17 protein-coding genes are annotated in these 16,455 nt (G+C 61.7%); 10 read left to right on the top strand and 7 right to left on the bottom strand.

The window, feature by feature from the left end; genetic code table 11:
* Positions 1–19: 19 nt before the first annotated feature.
* On the top strand, positions 20–418 hold the full coding sequence (locus FQ668_RS26060; RefSeq protein WP_019439062.1) for an acyl-CoA thioesterase: 399 nt from the start codon (positions 20–22) through the stop codon (positions 416–418).
* A 71-nt stretch (positions 419–489) separates the two neighbouring features.
* Positions 490–1,386 carry a D-hexose-6-phosphate mutarotase gene (locus FQ668_RS26065; RefSeq protein WP_014592875.1) on the top strand — a complete coding sequence of 299 codons (897 nt, stop codon included), beginning with the start codon at positions 490–492 and terminating at the stop codon, positions 1,384–1,386.
* A gap of 123 nt (positions 1,387–1,509) precedes the next feature.
* Here the strand turns inward: FQ668_RS26065 and FQ668_RS26070 are convergent, their stop codons facing one another.
* The 4 genes from FQ668_RS26070 to purE all read right to left on the bottom strand — a co-directional run bounded on the left by FQ668_RS26070 (position 1,510) and on the right by purE (position 4,030).
* Positions 1,510–2,079, bottom strand: a complete 570-nt coding sequence (locus FQ668_RS26070; RefSeq protein ID WP_019437621.1) for a DUF3299 domain-containing protein — start codon at positions 2,077–2,079, stop codon at positions 1,510–1,512.
* Between the two features lie 12 nt (positions 2,080–2,091).
* A complete protein-coding gene (locus tag FQ668_RS26075) occupies positions 2,092–2,337 on the bottom strand; it encodes a GlsB/YeaQ/YmgE family stress response membrane protein (RefSeq protein ID WP_012054121.1) in 246 nt (81 codons plus the stop codon).
* Positions 2,338–2,445: 108 nt separating this feature from the next.
* Positions 2,446–3,528, bottom strand: a complete 1,083-nt coding sequence (locus FQ668_RS26080) for a 5-(carboxyamino)imidazole ribonucleotide synthase (RefSeq protein ID WP_014589158.1) — start codon at positions 3,526–3,528, stop codon at positions 2,446–2,448.
* A 10-nt stretch (positions 3,529–3,538) separates the two neighbouring features.
* Positions 3,539–4,030: a 5-(carboxyamino)imidazole ribonucleotide mutase gene (purE, locus tag FQ668_RS26085; RefSeq protein ID WP_003253304.1), complete on the bottom strand. Its 492-nt coding sequence runs from the start codon at positions 4,028–4,030 to the stop codon at positions 3,539–3,541.
* Between the two features lie 269 nt (positions 4,031–4,299).
* On the opposite strand from purE, the gene FQ668_RS26090 reads away from it, so the two are divergent.
* Positions 4,300–4,926, top strand: a complete 627-nt coding sequence (locus FQ668_RS26090) for a hypothetical protein (protein WP_019437622.1) — start codon at positions 4,300–4,302, stop codon at positions 4,924–4,926.
* On the opposite strand, the gene FQ668_RS26095 is transcribed toward FQ668_RS26090, so the two are convergent.
* Complete coding sequence (locus tag FQ668_RS26095) at positions 4,918–5,835, bottom strand: LysR substrate-binding domain-containing protein (RefSeq protein ID WP_167665908.1); 918 nt, start codon at positions 5,833–5,835, stop codon at positions 4,918–4,920. The genes FQ668_RS26090 and FQ668_RS26095 overlap by 9 nt on opposite strands.
* 182 nt (positions 5,836–6,017) lie before the next feature.
* Between FQ668_RS26095 and aspA the strand changes: the two genes are divergently transcribed.
* The 4 genes from aspA (at position 6,018) to FQ668_RS26115 (ending at position 11,108) form a co-directional block, all read left to right on the top strand.
* On the top strand, positions 6,018–7,442 hold the full coding sequence (gene aspA, locus FQ668_RS26100; protein WP_003253297.1) for an aspartate ammonia-lyase: 1,425 nt from the start codon (positions 6,018–6,020) through the stop codon (positions 7,440–7,442).
* A gap of 230 nt (positions 7,443–7,672) precedes the next feature.
* Complete coding sequence (locus FQ668_RS26105; protein WP_019437624.1) at positions 7,673–8,665, top strand: AraC family transcriptional regulator; 993 nt, start codon at positions 7,673–7,675, stop codon at positions 8,663–8,665.
* 296 nt (positions 8,666–8,961) lie between these two features.
* Entirely contained in the window at positions 8,962–10,002 is a 1,041-nt protein-coding gene (locus FQ668_RS26110; RefSeq protein WP_019437625.1) for a histone deacetylase family protein, read from the top strand.
* Between the two features lie 2 nt (positions 10,003–10,004).
* Complete coding sequence (locus FQ668_RS26115; RefSeq protein WP_019437626.1) at positions 10,005–11,108, top strand: polyamine ABC transporter substrate-binding protein; 1,104 nt, start codon at positions 10,005–10,007, stop codon at positions 11,106–11,108.
* Between the two features lie 31 nt (positions 11,109–11,139).
* Here the strand turns inward: FQ668_RS26115 and FQ668_RS26120 are convergent, their stop codons facing one another.
* A complete protein-coding gene (locus FQ668_RS26120) occupies positions 11,140–12,669 on the bottom strand; it encodes a PLP-dependent aminotransferase family protein (protein WP_014589163.1) in 1,530 nt (509 codons plus the stop codon).
* An 89-nt stretch (positions 12,670–12,758) separates the two neighbouring features.
* On the opposite strand from FQ668_RS26120, the gene FQ668_RS26125 reads away from it, so the two are divergent.
* From FQ668_RS26125 to FQ668_RS26135, 3 genes are read left to right on the top strand one after another with little or no spacing between them, the layout of a single operon-like run.
* Entirely contained in the window at positions 12,759–13,388 is a 630-nt protein-coding gene (locus tag FQ668_RS26125; RefSeq protein WP_014589164.1) for an FMN-binding negative transcriptional regulator, read from the top strand.
* An 11-nt stretch (positions 13,389–13,399) separates the two neighbouring features.
* Complete coding sequence (locus tag FQ668_RS26130) at positions 13,400–13,846, top strand: GNAT family N-acetyltransferase (RefSeq protein ID WP_003253286.1); 447 nt, start codon at positions 13,400–13,402, stop codon at positions 13,844–13,846.
* Between the two features lie 7 nt (positions 13,847–13,853).
* Positions 13,854–14,525 carry a GNAT family N-acetyltransferase gene (locus FQ668_RS26135; RefSeq protein WP_014589165.1) on the top strand — a complete coding sequence of 224 codons (672 nt, stop codon included), beginning with the start codon at positions 13,854–13,856 and terminating at the stop codon, positions 14,523–14,525.
* Between the two features lie 120 nt (positions 14,526–14,645).
* Here the strand turns inward: FQ668_RS26135 and oadA are convergent, their stop codons facing one another.
* Positions 14,646–16,454, bottom strand: a complete 1,809-nt coding sequence (gene oadA, locus FQ668_RS26140; protein ID WP_003253282.1) for a sodium-extruding oxaloacetate decarboxylase subunit alpha — start codon at positions 16,452–16,454, stop codon at positions 14,646–14,648.
* Between the last annotated feature and the right edge of the window lies 1 nt (position 16,455).

Below are 16,455 nucleotides of genomic sequence, written 5' to 3' on the forward strand. Positions count from 1 at the left end.
GGGTCAGAGGCCCCATCGCATGATTGAGCTCGAACAAGAAGATCCAATCCCGCAAGGCGACCTGGCCTTGCAAATCACCGCATTGCCGCGAGAAACCAACGGGTTTGGCGATATTTTCGGCGGTTGGCTGGTTGCGCAGATGGACCTGGCAGGCACGGCCATGGCCAGCCGTGTCGCCGGCGGCCGCGTAGCCACCGTCGCCATCGACCGCATGGCCTTCCTGGTACCCGTCGCGGTCGGCGCACAGCTGTCTTTCTATACCCAGACCCTGGAAATCGGCCGCAGCTCGATCCAGATGATGGTCGAGGTGTGGAGCGACGACCCGCTGTCCAGCGAATGGCGCAAGGTCACCGAAGCGGTATTCGTCTTCGTCGCCATTGACAGCAGTGGTCGTACCCGCTCGGTGCCTCGTCGCTGAGCCACGCTGGCGGTAAACTCATTGCATCTGCCCGGGTCCAAGGCCCACTGGCAATCAATGAGAAGAACGCAATGGCTACCTTTCAGGTCGTAACCGAGCAACATGGCGAACTCAACTGCTGGCGTATCAGCAGTGACCGTGCCGAACTCCTGATCGCCCAGCAGGGCGCACAGGTCCTCAGCTACCAGCAGGTAGGCGAACCGCCGCTGCTGTGGCTGAGCGACCAGGCCATCTTCCGCCAGGGCAAGTCGGTACGCGCCGGGGTACCGGTGTGCTGGCCATGGTTTGGCAACCTGCAGCGCAACCCTCAGGCCGTCCAGGCCATGTACCAGGAAACACCGGCGCCTGCCCACGGGCTTGCGCGCACGCGTGACTGGCAATTGCTGGGTATCGAGGAAGTGGGCGAGACCCTGCGGATCGAGTTCGAACTGCCTGAAGCGCAGGGCGACCTGCCCGGTTGGCCCCATGATGTCGAGCTGAAACTGGTGGTGGAGATGGGCGCAGAGCTGAAACTGAGCCTGACCAGCCGCAACATGGGCAATACCCCCGTGACCATCAGCCAGGCCCTGCATAGCTACTTCGCGGTCAGCGATGTGCGCCAGGCGCGGGTCGAGGGTGTCGACGGGCTGGGTTATATCGAAACCCTGGCGGGCTGGGAACAGCGCCAGCAGCAGGGGGCACTGACGTTTGCCGGGGAGACGGACCGGATCTACCTGGACACCCCACAGACCCTCAGCATCGTCGACCCGCATTGGAATCGGCGGATTACCTTGACCAGCAGCGGCTCGCGCTCGGCGGTGATCTGGAACCCGTGGACCGAGCGGGCCAAGGAGCTGGCGGACATGGCTGATGATGGCTGGCAAAGAATGCTGTGCATCGAGACGGCGAATGTTTGGGATGACCTGGTGGAGTTGAAGCCTGGGGCGAGTCATTCGCTGGGCGTCCAGATCGGTTGTGAAAATATCTGAGCCCTGCTCTTTTTTTACCGGCCTCTTCGCGGGCTTGCCCGCTCCCACAGGTTCTCCACAAGCCTCGAAAATTGTGGGTTACCTGTGGGAGCGGGCAAGCCCGCGAAGAGGCCGGGGCAATTATCAAAGGTCTGCATCCTCCACCACCCTCACCTTCCCCGCATCCAGCGCATAGGCCGCGTCGGCCAGGTCATTGCTGACCTTCTCCACCTTCAGCTTGCCGCTGACCCACAGCGGTGTGTAGATGTCGTCGATCTTCAACCCTTTCGGGTAACGCACAAGCACCAGCTGGTTCGGCGGCGGTGGCGGCACATGGATGCACGCCCCCGGGTACGGCACCAGGAAGAACAACGTACTGTTGCCCTTGGCGTCACTCTCCAGCGGCACAGGGTAGCCACCTAGGCGGATGTCCTTGCCATTCATGGCCGCAACGGTCTTGGTCGAGTACATCACCGCAGGCAGGCCCTTGCTCTGCTTGAGGCCGCCCTTGGCGGTAAAGGTGCCCATGGCTTCCGGTGAGTTGTGGTCGATTTCAGGCATTTGTTCCAGCGCCTTCTGGTCCGACCTGGGCATCAGCTCCAGCCAGTCGGTTTCGGGCAGTTCGGCATGGGCCAGGGTACTGGCCAACAGCAATGGGACAAGGAAAAAGGCACGCATGAAAATGCTCGGCAACTCGAATGAATTGCCGAGCATTCTAACCAGTAATCAGCGTTTCTTGATGAATCCGTAGATCACCAGCAGCACCACGGCACCGATCAGCGCGCCAAGGAAGCCTGCCGCTTGCCCAGCCTGGTATATACCCAGTGCCTGGCCGCCATAGGTAGCCAACAAGGAGCCGGCAATACCCAGCAGGATGGTCATGATCCAGCCCATGCTGTCATCGCCCGGCTTGATGAAGCGGGCCAGCAGGCCGACGATGAGGCCGATGAAGATGGTTCCAATGATACCCATGGCAATCCCTCTGCAGTGAAAATGGAACAAGCCAAAGCCTAGACGGGCTTCGGCCTGTTGCCATGTTCAGAGGGCATGCCGCTTGCAGAAGTTCGATTTGAACCCCGATCAGTTGCTGATCAGCGCCTCTACTTCGGCAATCTTGCGCTCGAGGGTGGCCATGTCATGGCAGCGCAGGGTGGCGTGTCCTACCTTGCGGCCAACCTTGAAGGCCTTGCCGTAGTGGTGCAGGTGGCAGTCCCCGATGGCGACAACCTTGTCCACGGCCGGCACTTCACCGATGAAGTTGAGCATCGCGCTCTCGCCCACCTTGGCGGTCGAGCCAAGTGGCAGGCCGGCCACGGCACGCAGATGGTTCTCGAACTGGCTGCACTCGGCGCCTTCGATGGTCCAGTGCCCGGAGTTGTGCACGCGCGGGGCGATTTCGTTGGCCTTCAAGCCACCATCAACTTCGAAGAACTCGAAGGCCATCACGCCAACGTAATCCAGCTTCTGCAACACGCGGCCGACGTAATCTTCGGCCAGAGCCTGCAGCGGGTGTGCCTGACTGGCCACCGACAAGCGCAGGATGCCGCTCTCGTGGGTATTGTGCACCAGCGGGTAGAAGCGGGTTTCGCCATCGCGGCCACGCACAGCCACCAGCGACACTTCGCCAGTGAACGGCACGAAGCCTTCCAGCAGGCATGGCACGCTGCCCAGCTCGGCGAAGGTACCCACCACGTCTTCTGGCGTGCGCAGCACCTTCTGGCCCTTGCCGTCGTAACCCAGGGTGCGGGTTTTCAGCACGGCCGGCAGGCCGATGCTGGCCACTGCGGCGTCCAGATCGGCCTGCGAGAGGATGTCGGCGAAGGCCGGGGTGGGGATGCCCAGGTCGCGGAACATGCTCTTTTCGAACAGGCGGTCACGGGCGATGCGCAGCGATTCGGCGCTGGGGTATACCGGCACGAACTGCGAGAGGAAGGCCACAGTCTCGGCCGGGACGCTTTCGAACTCGAAGGTGACCAGGTCGACTTCGTCGGCCAGCTGACGCAGGTGGTCCTGATCGCCGTAGTCGGCACGCAGGTGCTCGCCCAGGGGCGCAGCGCAGGCGTCCGGTGCCGGGTCGAGGAAGGCGAAGTTCATGCCCAGCGGGGTACCCGCCAGGGCCAGCATGCGGCCCAGCTGGCCGCCACCGATTACACCGATCTTCATGGGTTGAGCCTCAAGCCTGGCGCGGGTCTGGGTTGTCCAGCACGGTGTCGGTCTGTTCCGTGCGGAACTGCTTCAACGCCGCGTGGTACTGCGGGTACTTGGCGCCCAGAATGCTGGCCGACAACAGGGCAGCGTTGACCGCACCGGCACGGCCGATGGCCAGGGTGGCAACCGGCACACCGGCTGGCATCTGCACGATCGACAGCAGCGAATCGACGCCCGACAGCATCGACGACTGCACCGGAACGCCCAGCACCGGCAGGTGGGTCTTGGCGGCGCACATGCCTGGCAGGTGGGCTGCGCCACCGGCACCGGCGATGATCACCTCGATGCCACGGCCCTCAGCCTCCTCGGCATACTGGAACAGCAGATCCGGGGTGCGGTGGGCGGAAACCACCTTCACTTCGTAGGGAATGCCGAGTTTTTCCAGCATATCGGCGGTGTGGCTAAGGGTGGACCAATCGGACTTGGAGCCCATGATCACGCCAACCAGTGCACTCATCGTCGAGCCTCTCCTGCAAGCGCCTTCTGGCGCGCTAAAAGCAACAAGCCACGCAGGTGGGCCGGCGTGGCTTGTCATACGGATTCTGAATCGACCAGGTCGGCCGAAGGCGCGGGATTGTAACGTATTTAAAGGCTGGCCGCCCACCCCTACAAGCACATGCCGGATCAAAGGGCAAGCTGTCTCGTGGGACAACTTTTTCCTGCTGCCTCGGGGTCGACGAGTGCTGCACGCTCGCAGCCCTTCCTCGAGCACTTTGGTGTGGCTACATGAAAACTCCATGCTTCTTCGCACTTTCGTTTGGCCTGGTACTCAGCGCGCAATTGCCTAGTGCTTCGGCAGCCCACGCGCTCACCGTCACCGTCTATGTGCACGACGACCTGGCCGATATGCATGACGGGCAATTGAACGAAGACTACTTCCAGCATTGGCTGAACGAAATGCGCCGTTTCAGCCAACATCCCATCGAAGTGATATTTCAACGCAATGTAAAACACATAACCGATATTGCTTATGCAGGAATGCCGTCCGAAAAGCTCCTGGACGCTTTCAGCCAGCAGGTGTATGCACAAAAGCGACACCGACTCTACTCTCTCATGGATAAACATCTCCTGCTCACCGGCAACAGCTACGATCACAGCGGCCTGAACTACAACGCCGGCATGGCCTATTTCAAGCAGAAAACGGCCATTGCCTCTGTGGCCGCATACGGTGCTGCAGCTCATGAGATTGGCCATCTGCTAGGCGCCACGCATGAAGACGCCGAACTGAAGTTCAATGGCTGGGTGTGTGAAACGTACACGCACCCCCGTGTACCGGCACGATCCAACTGCTACCGCTACAGCGACAGGAATCGTGCAAATATCACTGATTACCTGAAGGACAATTCAAAGTGACGCTTCACCTTGTGCGCCAGACGACTCCAGCTTGCGCCATAGCAAGCGGACGTTAGCCTTACGCACCAAAGCACAGCGGTACAGGCGGATTTCCAGCGGCACATGCCATTGGCTACCGCCGCAGATCGCCAGTTCACCGCGTTCGAGCTCGCCACGCATGGACAAACGCGGCACCCAAGCGATGCCCATCCCTTCCAGGGCCATGCTCTTGAGGCTGTCGGCCATGGCGGTTTCATAGACGGTGGTATACCGCAGGTTGCGCTGGCGCAGCAGTAAGTTGACCGAGCGGCCGAGGAATGCGCCGGCGGTGTAGGCTAGCAACGGCACACTGCCCTCGCCCTCCAGGTCGAACAATGGCTTGCCATCGACATCCACAGCGCACACCGGCAGCATTTCAGTGGTGCCCATGTGCAGCGACGGGAAGATCTCGGCATCCATCTGCAAGGCCGCGTCCGGGTCGTAGAACGCCAGCATCAGGTCGCAGCCGCCTTCGCGCAGTGCATGTACGGCATCTCCGACGTTAGTCGCAACCAGGCGGGTGGCGATGTTCAAACCGTCGTTGCGCAGCTGGGCCACCCAACGGGGGAAGAAACCCGACGCCAAGGAGTGTGCCGCAGCTACCTGCACCACTTCGCCCTGCCCGCCTTCCAAGTGATGCAAATGGCGGAGAATTTCGCTCAACTGGTCGACAACAGTACGTGCTGTGACGAGAAATAGCTGACCCGCCTCGGTCAGCTCGATGGGTGTGCGAGAGCGGTTCACCAGTTGCAGGCCCAACGCCGCCTCAAGGCTGCGAATGCGCCGGCTGAAGGCCGGTTGGGTCACGAAACGCCGCTCTGCGGCCTGGGAAAAACTGCGGGTAGCGGCCAGAGCACTGAAGTCTTCCAGCCATTTGCTTTCAAGGTTCACGAAGCACATCTCCCGGCGCGCACCAAAATGGAACACGCTCGAATATCAATTGGCGTCACATGAAACACTATGCCGTTTGTGCATAGGTTAGCGTGCAATAGCATTGGCCGCAAAAACACCTTCAGGCCTAGGATTGGCGCCATTCCGGCATGTGCCGGGTCAAAATCGAGATGATATACATCATGTCCTCTGCTGCATCGTTCCGCGTCGAAAAAGACTTGTTGGGTACCCTTGAAGTTCCTGCAGATGCCTACTACGGCATCCAGACCCTGCGCGCTGCCAACAACTTCCACCTCTCCGGTGTTCCGCTGTCGCACTACCCCAAGCTTGTCGTGGCCCTGGCCATGGTCAAGCAGGCCGCTGCCGACGCCAACCGTGAGCTGGGTCACCTGAGCGATGCCAAGCACGCTGCCATTTCCGCAGCCTGCGCCCGCCTGATCAAAGGCGATTTCCACGACCAGTTCGTGGTTGACATGATCCAGGGCGGCGCTGGTACTTCTACCAACATGAACGCCAACGAAGTCATTGCCAACGTTGCGCTGGAGGCCATGGGCCACCAGAAGGGTGAGTACAAGTACCTGCACCCTAACAACGACGTGAACATGGCGCAGTCGACCAACGACGCCTACCCGACCGCAATCCGCCTGGGCCTGTTGCTGGGTCACGACGCGCTGCTGGCCAGCCTTGATAGCCTGATCCAGGCCTTCGCTGCCAAGGGTAAAGAATTCGACCACGTACTGAAGATGGGCCGTACCCAGCTGCAGGACGCCGTACCGATGACCCTGGGCCAGGAATTCCGCGCCTTCGCCACCACCATGACCGAAGACCTGCAGCGCCTGCGCTCGCTGGCTCCGGAACTGCTGACCGAAATCAACCTGGGCGGTACCGCCATCGGTACTGGCATCAACGCCGACCCTGGCTACCAGGCCTTGGCCGTACAGCGCCTGGCCACCATCAGCGGCCACCCGCTGGTACCGGCTGCCGACCTGATCGAAGCCACCTCCGACATGGGCGCATTCGTGCTGTTCTCCGGCATGCTCAAGCGCACCGCGGTCAAGCTGTCGAAGATCTGCAACGACCTGCGCCTGCTGTCCAGCGGCCCGCGTACCGGCATCAACGAGATCAACCTGCCAGCGCGTCAGCCAGGCAGCTCGATCATGCCAGGCAAGGTCAACCCGGTCATTCCAGAAGCTGTGAACCAGGTGGCCTTCGCCATCATGGGCAACGACCTGGCCCTGACCGTCGCCGCTGAAGGTGGCCAGCTGCAGCTGAACGTGATGGAGCCGCTGATCGCCTACAAGATCTTCGACTCGATCCGCCTGCTGCAACGCGCCATGGACATGCTGCGCGAGCACTGCATCGTCGGCATCACCGCCAACGAACAGCGCTGCCGTGAACTGGTCGAGCACTCGATCGGCCTGGTTACCGCACTGAACCCGTACATCGGCTACGAAAACGCCACCCGTATCGCCCGCGTTGCCCTGGAAAGCGGCCGCGGCGTACTGGAACTGGTGCGTGAAGAGAAGCTGCTGGACGACGCGATGCTCGACGACATCCTGCGTCCGGAAAACATGATCGCTCCACGTCTGGTTCCGCTGAAGGCGTAATCAGGCCGCTGTAAACAGTCTCACCAGGTCGAGGGACTAGACACCTCTCAACCTTTCCAAGGCCCGAGCGCTTGCTTCGGGCCTTTTTTTTTGCCTGAAGGTTTTGGAGGCCGCTTCGCAGGCCTTTGCGACACTCGGCGCGCCTGCAGGGTATGTGGTTTGCCTGCAGCCTCGGATATCGGCACACAACTTGCTCCATAATGCGTCCCAGCCCAACGGGATTACCCAGCATGCTGCACAGCCACCTGACCACCCTCAACGCAGTTTCGCTGATCCTCAACGTCTTCCAGGCAGACGGTTGCGAGGCGTCGGCGTTGCTGGCCGGCAGCGGCATTGGCCCGGCAGACCTGGGGCATGCCGATGCGCGCATCACCACCCAGCAGGAGCTGCAGGTTTGCGCCAATGCTGTGGCCCGGCGCAAGGACATTGGCCTGGAACTGGGCCAGCGCATGCGCGTGTCGTGCTACGGCATGCTCGGTTACGCGCTGCTCTCCAGTGCCACTTTGGGTGACGCCCTACGCCTGGCGCTGCAGTATCCGGCACTGCTGGGAACAGTCTTCAAGCTGCGCTTGCTCGACGACGGCCAACGTGTCTGGTTCAGCGCCAGCGATTACCAGGACAGCCCGGCGCTGAGCGCTTTCAACGCCGAGTTCTGCCTGGTGTCGCTGAAAGTCATCTGTGACGACCTGCTTGGCCGGCCGTTGCCGCTGCTTGGCGCACGCTTCGAACACCCTCGCCCTGGTTACCACGCGCTCTATGCCAGAGCGTTTCAATGCCCGATCGGTTTCGCCGCCGAGGACAATGCCTTTGCCTTCGAACGGCGATGGCTGGATATGCCGCTGCCGCTGGCCGACCCGATTACTCACAAAGCCATGAGCGAGCGCTGCCGGCGCCTGAACCTTGAATTCACAGGTCGCCAGGCATGGCTGGGACGGATTCGCCAGCTGCTGGCGCAGCAACTGGATGCAGCCCCCGGGCTGGAAGGACTTGCGCGGCAGATGAATTGCTCTTCGCGCACCCTGCGCCGGCATTTGCAGGCGCTGGGCAGCAGTTATCAACAGCTGCTGGACGAGCTGAGGTTCGAGCGGGCCAAGCAGTTGCTGGCCGATGAACAGATGCCGATCTACCGGATTGCAGAGACTTTGGGTTTCAGTGAGACGGCCAGTTTTCGGCATGCCTTCCAGCGCTGGAGTGGCGTGGCGCCCAGCCATTTTCGTGGTTGACCTGTTCTGGCCTCTTCGCGGGTAAACCCGCTCCTACAGGGGCGTCACAACCCCTGACGCCTTGGTGGACATTGTAGGAGCGGGTTCACCCGCGAAAGGGCCGGGCCTGCCGGCTAATGTCCAAAGGCCGTTCACCGTAGCCGCCGCTGCCTTACCCGCGACGAGGCTGGGATAGGTCACCACCCATCCGGCCAAAGACCTTGGCCATATCGATCCCCTTTTGGCCGTTTGCGTCGTTCTCCCCTGCTGATCAGCCCATGACAATGGACCCACGCCAGTCCCACCGGAGAACAACAATGCTGACGATCTATTCCGATGACCACCGCCTGCACCACGGCCGCTGCGAGCTGATCGATGGCAAGCTGATGCCCTGTTTCGAAATGCCTTCGCGCGCCGACCATGTGCTCGACCAGGTGAAAAAACGCAACCTCGGCGACATCCAGGGCCCGACCGACTTCGGCCGTGCGCCGCTGTTGCGCGTCCACAGCGCCGATTACCTGGATTTCTTCGAAGGCGCCTGGGCGCGCTGGGCTGCACTGGGCCACGAGGGTGACCTGCTGCCCTTCACCTGGCCGGCCCGCACACTGCGCCAGGTCAAGCCGACCGGCCTGCATGGCGAACTGGGTTACTACAGTTTCGACGCCGGCGCGCCCATCACCGCGGGTACCTGGCAGGCTGCCTACAGTGCTGCGCAAGTTGCCCTTACCGCCCAGGCAGCGATTCAGCAAGGCGCCCATGCCGCGTTCGCCCTGTGCCGTCCGCCAGGGCACCACGCTGCCGGCGAAGTGATGGGTGGCTACTGCTATCTGAATAACGCCGCCATCGCTGCCCAGGCCTTCCTTGACCAAGGCCGACGCAAGGTCGCCATCCTTGACGTCGACTACCACCACGGCAACGGTACGCAGGACATCTTCTACAGCCGCGACGACGTGTTCTTCGCCTCGATCCATGGCGACCCACAGGACGAATTCCCGTTCTTCCTCGGCTATGCCGATGAAACCGGCGAAGGCGCAGGCCAGGGCTACAACATCAACTACCCCTTGCCCGCCGGTAGCGACTGGGCCGCCTGGAGCGCAGCCCTGGAGGATGCCTGCAAGCGCATCGCCAGCTATGACGCCGACGTGCTGGTCATCTCCCTGGGTGTGGACACCTTCAAGGACGACCCCATCTCGCAGTTCAAGCTGGACAGCCCGGACTACCTGGAAATGGGCAAGCGCATCGGCCAACTCGGCAAGCCGACCCTGTTCGTGATGGAAGGCGGCTACGCTGTGGAAGAAATCGGCATCAACGCGGTCAATGTGCTGGAAGGCTTCCAGCGCGCCCAGCCAGGAGCCTGATAATGGTCCGACTCAAACGTCTGCTCGCCCCTTTCATCGCTGCCACCCTGTTCGCAGGCGCCCTGCATGCGCAAGCCGAGCAGCGCACCCTGCGTGTATATAACTGGTTCGATTACATCACCCCGCAGACCTTGACTGCCTTCCAGAAGGACAGCGGCGTGAAGCTGGTGTACGACATCTTCGACACCAACGAGGCGCTGGAAGCCAAGCTGCTGACCGGCAACTCCGGCTATGACGTGGTGGTACCGTCCAACGTGTTCCTCGCCAAGCAGATCGAAGCAGGGGTGTTCCAGCCGCTGGATCGCAGCAAGCTGCCGAACTGGCAACACCTGGACCCGGCACTGATGAAGCTGATCGAAGCTAACGACCCGGGCAACAAGTTTGCCGTGCCGTATATGTACGGCACCGTGCTGATCGGCTTCAACCCGGGCAAGGTCAAGGCTGCACTCGGCGACAACGCGCCGGTGGACAGCTGGGACCTGATCTTCAAGGAAGAGAACATCGCCAAGCTCAAGCAGTGCGGCGTGGCCCTGCTCGACTCGCCGTCGGAGATTCTACCGCTGGCCCTGCAGTACCTGGGCTTGCCGCCGAACAGCGACAAACCGGCTGACTACAAGAAGGCCGAGGAGCTGATGCTGAAGATTCGCCCGCATATCACCTACTTCCACTCCTCGAAGTACATGGCAGACATCGCCAATGGCGACATCTGTGTGGCAGTGGGCTACAGCGGCAGCTTCTCGCAAGCAGCCAACCGCGCCCGTGAGGCAAACAACGGCGTGATGGTGGACATGCGCCTGCCCAAGGAAGGCGCGCCGATCTGGTTCGACATGCTGGCGATTCCAAAGGGCGCAGCAAACCCGGAGGATGCGCATACGTTCATCAATTACCTGCTGCGGCCAGAGGTGATTGCGCCGATCAGCGATTTCGTGGGGTATCCGAACCCGAACAAGGATGCGACCGACAAGGTGAATCCGACGATTCGCAACAACCCCAACCTGTATCCGACGGCAGAGGCGATGGCCAAGCTGTATACCCTCAAGCCTTTGACGCGAGATGCCGAACGGGCCAGGACCCGCGCCTGGACGCGGATAAAGTCCGGTACCTGATGTTGAACCGGGGGCTGCTTTGCAGCCTCCTTCATTTTCTCCAGACTTTGCGTAGTTTCATCAAGGCCTCGGCTATCTCGCCCTCCGGCACTGCCGCAAAGCCCAGCACCAGCCCTGCCCGCTTATCCACAGGCACCTCGCAGTCCGCCAACCAGAAATTGCTCAGTGGTGTCACTTCCACCCCCACCGCCTCAGCCTTGGCCACCAACTCCTGCTCCCGAGCAAAGTTATCCACATCGACCTTCACATGCAGCCCAGCCGCCACTTCCGGCATTGCGCCCAACCCCGGAATATCCACAGGCCAACCGGCCTTGAGCACATCGCGCCGCTTCAATGCCGCCTTGCGCATACGGCGGATATGCCGCTGAAAATGGCCACGGGCCATGAACTCGGCCATCACGCACTGGCTGCTGACCTCCGAATGCCGCACCGCCAACGCTTTGCCTTGGCTGAAAGCCTGCACCAGCTTCGACGGAAGCACCAGGTAGCCCAGGCGTAACGCCGGGAAGGCGATCTTGCCGAAGGTGCCGACATACAGCACCCGCCCGTGCCGGTCGAGCGCTGCCAGCGGGGCCAGCGGTGCACCGCTGTAGCGATACTCGCCGTCGTAGTCGTCCTCGATGATCCAGCCGTCACTGCGTTCAGCCCAGGCCAGCAATGCCAGGCGACGTGCAAGGCTCATGGTCACCCCGGTCGGGTATTGGTGCGCAGGCGTAACATAAGTCAGTCGGCAATCCGTCAATTGTTCCAGCCGGCTGCAATCCAGCCCGTCTTCATTCACAGGCACGCCAAACACCCGACCGCCCGCGAGCGTGAAGGCATGAGCGGCCGCCCGATAGCCTGGGTTTTCCACAGCCACACCGTCGCCCGGTTGCAACAGCAACTGTGCACAAAGGCTGATGGCCTGCTGCGCACCGCTTGTGATCACAATTTGTTCAGCCGTACAGCTCAGCCCCCGCGAGCGGCGTAGATAGGCCGCTATCAGATCGCGCAAAGCCGGCTCGCCAGCGGGGTCACCATAGCCCAGTTGCGCAGGCGACGGGTTGCGCCAGAAACCCGCCTGTAGCTTGGCCCAGACGTCAAACGGGAACAGGTCGAATGCTGGAATACCAACGCGAAAAGCACGCGGCGCACCGATTCTGGGCGGTGGCAAATGGTTATTTTTCAGGCGCTGCAGAGGCGCGCTGAAAAGCCTCCCGCTGGATAAATCCTCAGTATTTTCTTCACGAAATGTGGATAAACCTGTTGATAAGCCCAGGGATAACCCTGTGGATACTTGTGTGGACAGTTTTGGCAGCCGGCTAACGTAGGTGCCATCACCGACCCGGCTTTCGATGAAGCCCTCGGCATACAGTTGATCGTACGCGCGCACCACGCTGTTGCGTGAAAGCGCCAACATGGCAGCCAGGTCGCGCGTAGCCGGCAGGCGAGTACCACTGCTCAGGCGCCCATCCAGTACCCGCGCTCGCAACGCCTGATATAGCTGCTGGCTAAGCCCGCGGCTGCGATCCAGGGCGATCCCGGCAGGGTCGAAAGGCAGGATGAGGGGTGACTCGCGCATGATATTGGACCTATGAAAACAGGCATTAATGGATCTTACCCAGAACCAATAGCCTGCCTAGGATGGAACCATTCGACAAGGATCCCGCCATGTACAACAGTAAGCCGCACCAGGAACACGACCTCACCCGCTTGCACCAGCACATGCTAGACACCCGCCTGGCCATTCTGGTCAGCCAGGGCGAACAGGGCCTTCTGGCCACGCACCTGCCGGTGCTGGTCGATACCGCCGAGGGCGATTTCGGCACTGTGTATGCCCACCTGGCCCGGGCCAACCGCCAATGGGAAGACCTGCAGCACGGCGGCGAAGCACTGTTGGTATTCCCCGGCGCCGATGCCTATGTCAGCCCCGGCTATTACCCAAGCAAGGCCGAAAACCCCAAGGTGGTGCCGACCTGGAACTACCTGGCGGTGCACGCTTATGGCCCGGCCGAAGTTATCCATGAGGCCGAGCCGCTACTGTCTATCGTAAGCCGCCTGACCGACCGCCACGAACAGGGTCGCAACGAACCATGGAAAGTCACCGACGCCCCTGCCGACTACATCGAGGGCATGCTCCGCGCCATCGTCGGCATCCGCCTGCCCATCGCGCGCCTGCAAGGTGCACGCAAGCTCAGCCAGAACCGCTCCAGGCAGGACATCGATGGCGTGCGCGAAGGTCTGAGCGCCAGCCCCGATCAACGGGACAACCAACTCGCGGCGCACATGCGCCAACTCTGAAGGAATAGCCCATGCCCAACCTTACCCTGCGCCCTGTCACGGCCCAAGATCACGCGGCCTGGCACGCCCTGTGGCAGGCCTACTTGCACTTCTACGAGACCGAGCTGGCCGATGCCGTCAGCCTGAGCACCTGGCAACGCCTGCTCGACCCCAGCGAGCCAACCCATTCGGCACTGGCCTGGGTCGACGGCAAGGCGGTGGGGATGGTCAACTTCATCTACCATCGTTCCAACTGGAGCATCGAGAATTCCTGCTACCTGCAGGACCTGTATGTGGACAGCACGCAACGTGGCCTGGGCATTGGTCGACAGTTGATCGAGCACGTCTACACCACTGCCAAGGCCGACAACTGCATCAAGGTGCACTGGCTGACCCACGAAACCAACGCCACAGCCATCAGCCTGTACCAGCAGGTTGCCGAGCGCTCGGGCTTCATCCAATTCCGCAAAGGCTTGTAGGCCGCACATGACAGACGCATTGAACTGGAAACCCGCCGCCCCCCCCAAGGCCGAGCCCATTGAAGGCCGCTTCATCCGCCTGGAGAAGCTCGATCCCGGTCGCCATGGCGAAGACCTCTGGGAGGCACTGCAGGGCCCGGCCTCCGATCCGGTGCTGTGGGACTACCTGCCCTACGGCCCGTTCGCCGAACGCGCCGCCTTCGACCGCTGGCTGGAAGGCAACGCTGCTGGCCGCGACCCGCTTTTCTACACCGTCATCGACCGCGCCAGCGGCCAGGCCCAAGGCATCCTCAGCCTGATGTCGATCGTGCCTGAACACGGCCGGATCGAGATCGGCCACATTGCCTTCGGCGCCGCCATGCAGCGTACGCCCAAGGGTACCGAGGCGGTGTACCTGCTGGGCAAGCTGGGCTTCGCGCTGGGTAATCGACGGCTGGAGTGGAAGTGCAATAATGCCAACGCCCGCTCCAAACGTGCGGCAGAGCGATTCGGCTTCGTCTACGAAGGGGTGTTCCGCAAGCACCTGGTGGTGAAGGACCATAACCGCGATACGGCGTGGTATTCGATTACCGATGATGAATGGCCGGCGGTGGCTGCCGGGTTTGAGCGGTGGTTGAGTGAAGAGAACCAGCAGCCGGGTGGCCAGGTGGAAAGCCTTGAGATGTGCCGCAAAGGTTAAGCGGTGTGCTGAATCAGGTCTCCTACAAGGGATGCGCGTTGTGAGGTGCGGGTGAGTCCGGCACAAAAAAGGGGAGCATCCGCTCCCCAGAGGTTAACCACTTGTAGATGAGGGCTTAAATCAGCCCTCGATCTCGATCAGGATCTCACCCGGCGTCACGCGATCGCCCTTGGCCACATGGATGGCCACGACCTTACCGGCGATGGCCGCCTGCACTTCGGTTTCCATCTTCATGGCTTCGGTGATCAATACCGCCTGGCCGGCCTTGACCATGTCACCTTCCTTGACCAACACATCAACGATGTTCCCTGGCATGGTGGTGCTCACGTGGCCAGGGTCGGTCGCTTGCTTGCGCTTGCTGCCGCCACCGCTGACGAACTCGTTGAGTGGCTCGAATACCACTTCCTCCGGCATGCCGTCGATCGACAGATAGAAGTGACGCTTGCCTTCGGCCTTAACGCCCACACCGGTGATATCGACGCGGTAGGTTTCGCCGTGTACGTCGATGACGAACTCGGTCGGCACGCCTTCACCGCCAGGTGCAGCCACGGCACCGGCTTCCGGAATCGGCAGCAGAACTTCAGGCGTCAAGGTGCCAGCTTCGCGTTCTTCGAGGAACTTGCGGCCAATGTCCGGGAACATGGCGAAGGTCAGCACGTCTTCTTCGCAACGGGCCAGGGCACCGATGTCGCTACGCAACTTGGCCATTTCCGGCTTCAGCAGGTCAGCCGGGCGCACATCGATCACTTCTTCACTGCCGATAGCCTGGCGACGCAGTTGCTCGTTGACCACACCCGGGGCCTTGCCATAGCCACCTTGCAGGTACAGCTTCACCTCATTGGTGATGGTCTTGTAGCGCTCACCCGCCAGCACGTTGAAGAAGGCCTGGGTGCCGACGATCTGCGAGGTCGGGGTAACCAGCGGCGGGAAGCCGAGGTCTTCACGCACACGCGGGATCTCGGCCAGCACTTCGTTCATGCGGTTGAGGGCGCCCTGCTCCTTGAGCTGGTTGGCCAGGTTGGAAATCATGCCGCCCGGTACCTGGTTGACCTGCACCCGGGTGTCTACCGCGGTGAACTCGCTTTCGAACTGGTGGTACTTCTTGCGCACGGCGTAGAAGTACAAGCCGATCTCCTGCAGAAGCTCCAGGTCCAGGCCGGTGTCGAACTCGCTGCCCTTGAGTGCAGCAACCATCGACTCGGTACCCGGATGGCTGGTGCCCCAGGCGAAGCTGGAGATGGCGGTGTCGATGTGGTCCGCGCCATTTTCCACAGCCTTGAGCTGGCACATGGCTGCCAGGCCGGCGGTATCGTGGGAGTGAATGAACACCGGCAGCGACTGTTCTGCCTTCAGCGCCTTGACCAGCTCGCCAGTGGCGAACGGGGTCAGCAGGCCGGCCATGTCCTTGATCGCCACCGAGTCGCAACCCATGGCTTCCATCTGCTTGGCCTGGTTCACGAAGGCTTCGATGGTGTGTACCGGGCTGGTGGTGTAAGCGATGGTGCCCTGGGCGTGCTTGCCGGCGGCCTTGACCGCTTCGATGGCCACGCGCAGGTTACGCACGTCGTTCATGGCGTCGAAAATGCGGAACACATCGATGCCGTTGACCGCCGCCTTGGCGACGAAGGCCTTGACCACGTCGTCGCTGTAGTGGCGGTAGCCCAACAGGTTCTGGCCGCGCAGCAGCATTTGCAGGCGGGTATTTGGCAGCGCTGCGCGCAGCTTGCGCAGGCGCTCCCACGGGTCTTCCTTGAGGAAGCGCACGCAGGCGTCGAAGGTGGCACCACCCCAGACTTCCAGCGACCAGTAGCCAACCTTGTCGAGCTTGTCGCAGATCGGCAGCATGTCTTCGGTACGCATGCGGGTAGCCAGCAGGGACTGGTGAGCGTCGCGCAGGATCGTGTCGGTTACGTGAATTTTCTTGGACATT

Origin of the sequence: Pseudomonas sp. Kh14 (assembly GCF_900291005.1) — a bacterium.
Lineage (GTDB): Bacteria > Pseudomonadota > Gammaproteobacteria > Pseudomonadales > Pseudomonadaceae > Aquipseudomonas > Aquipseudomonas alloputida.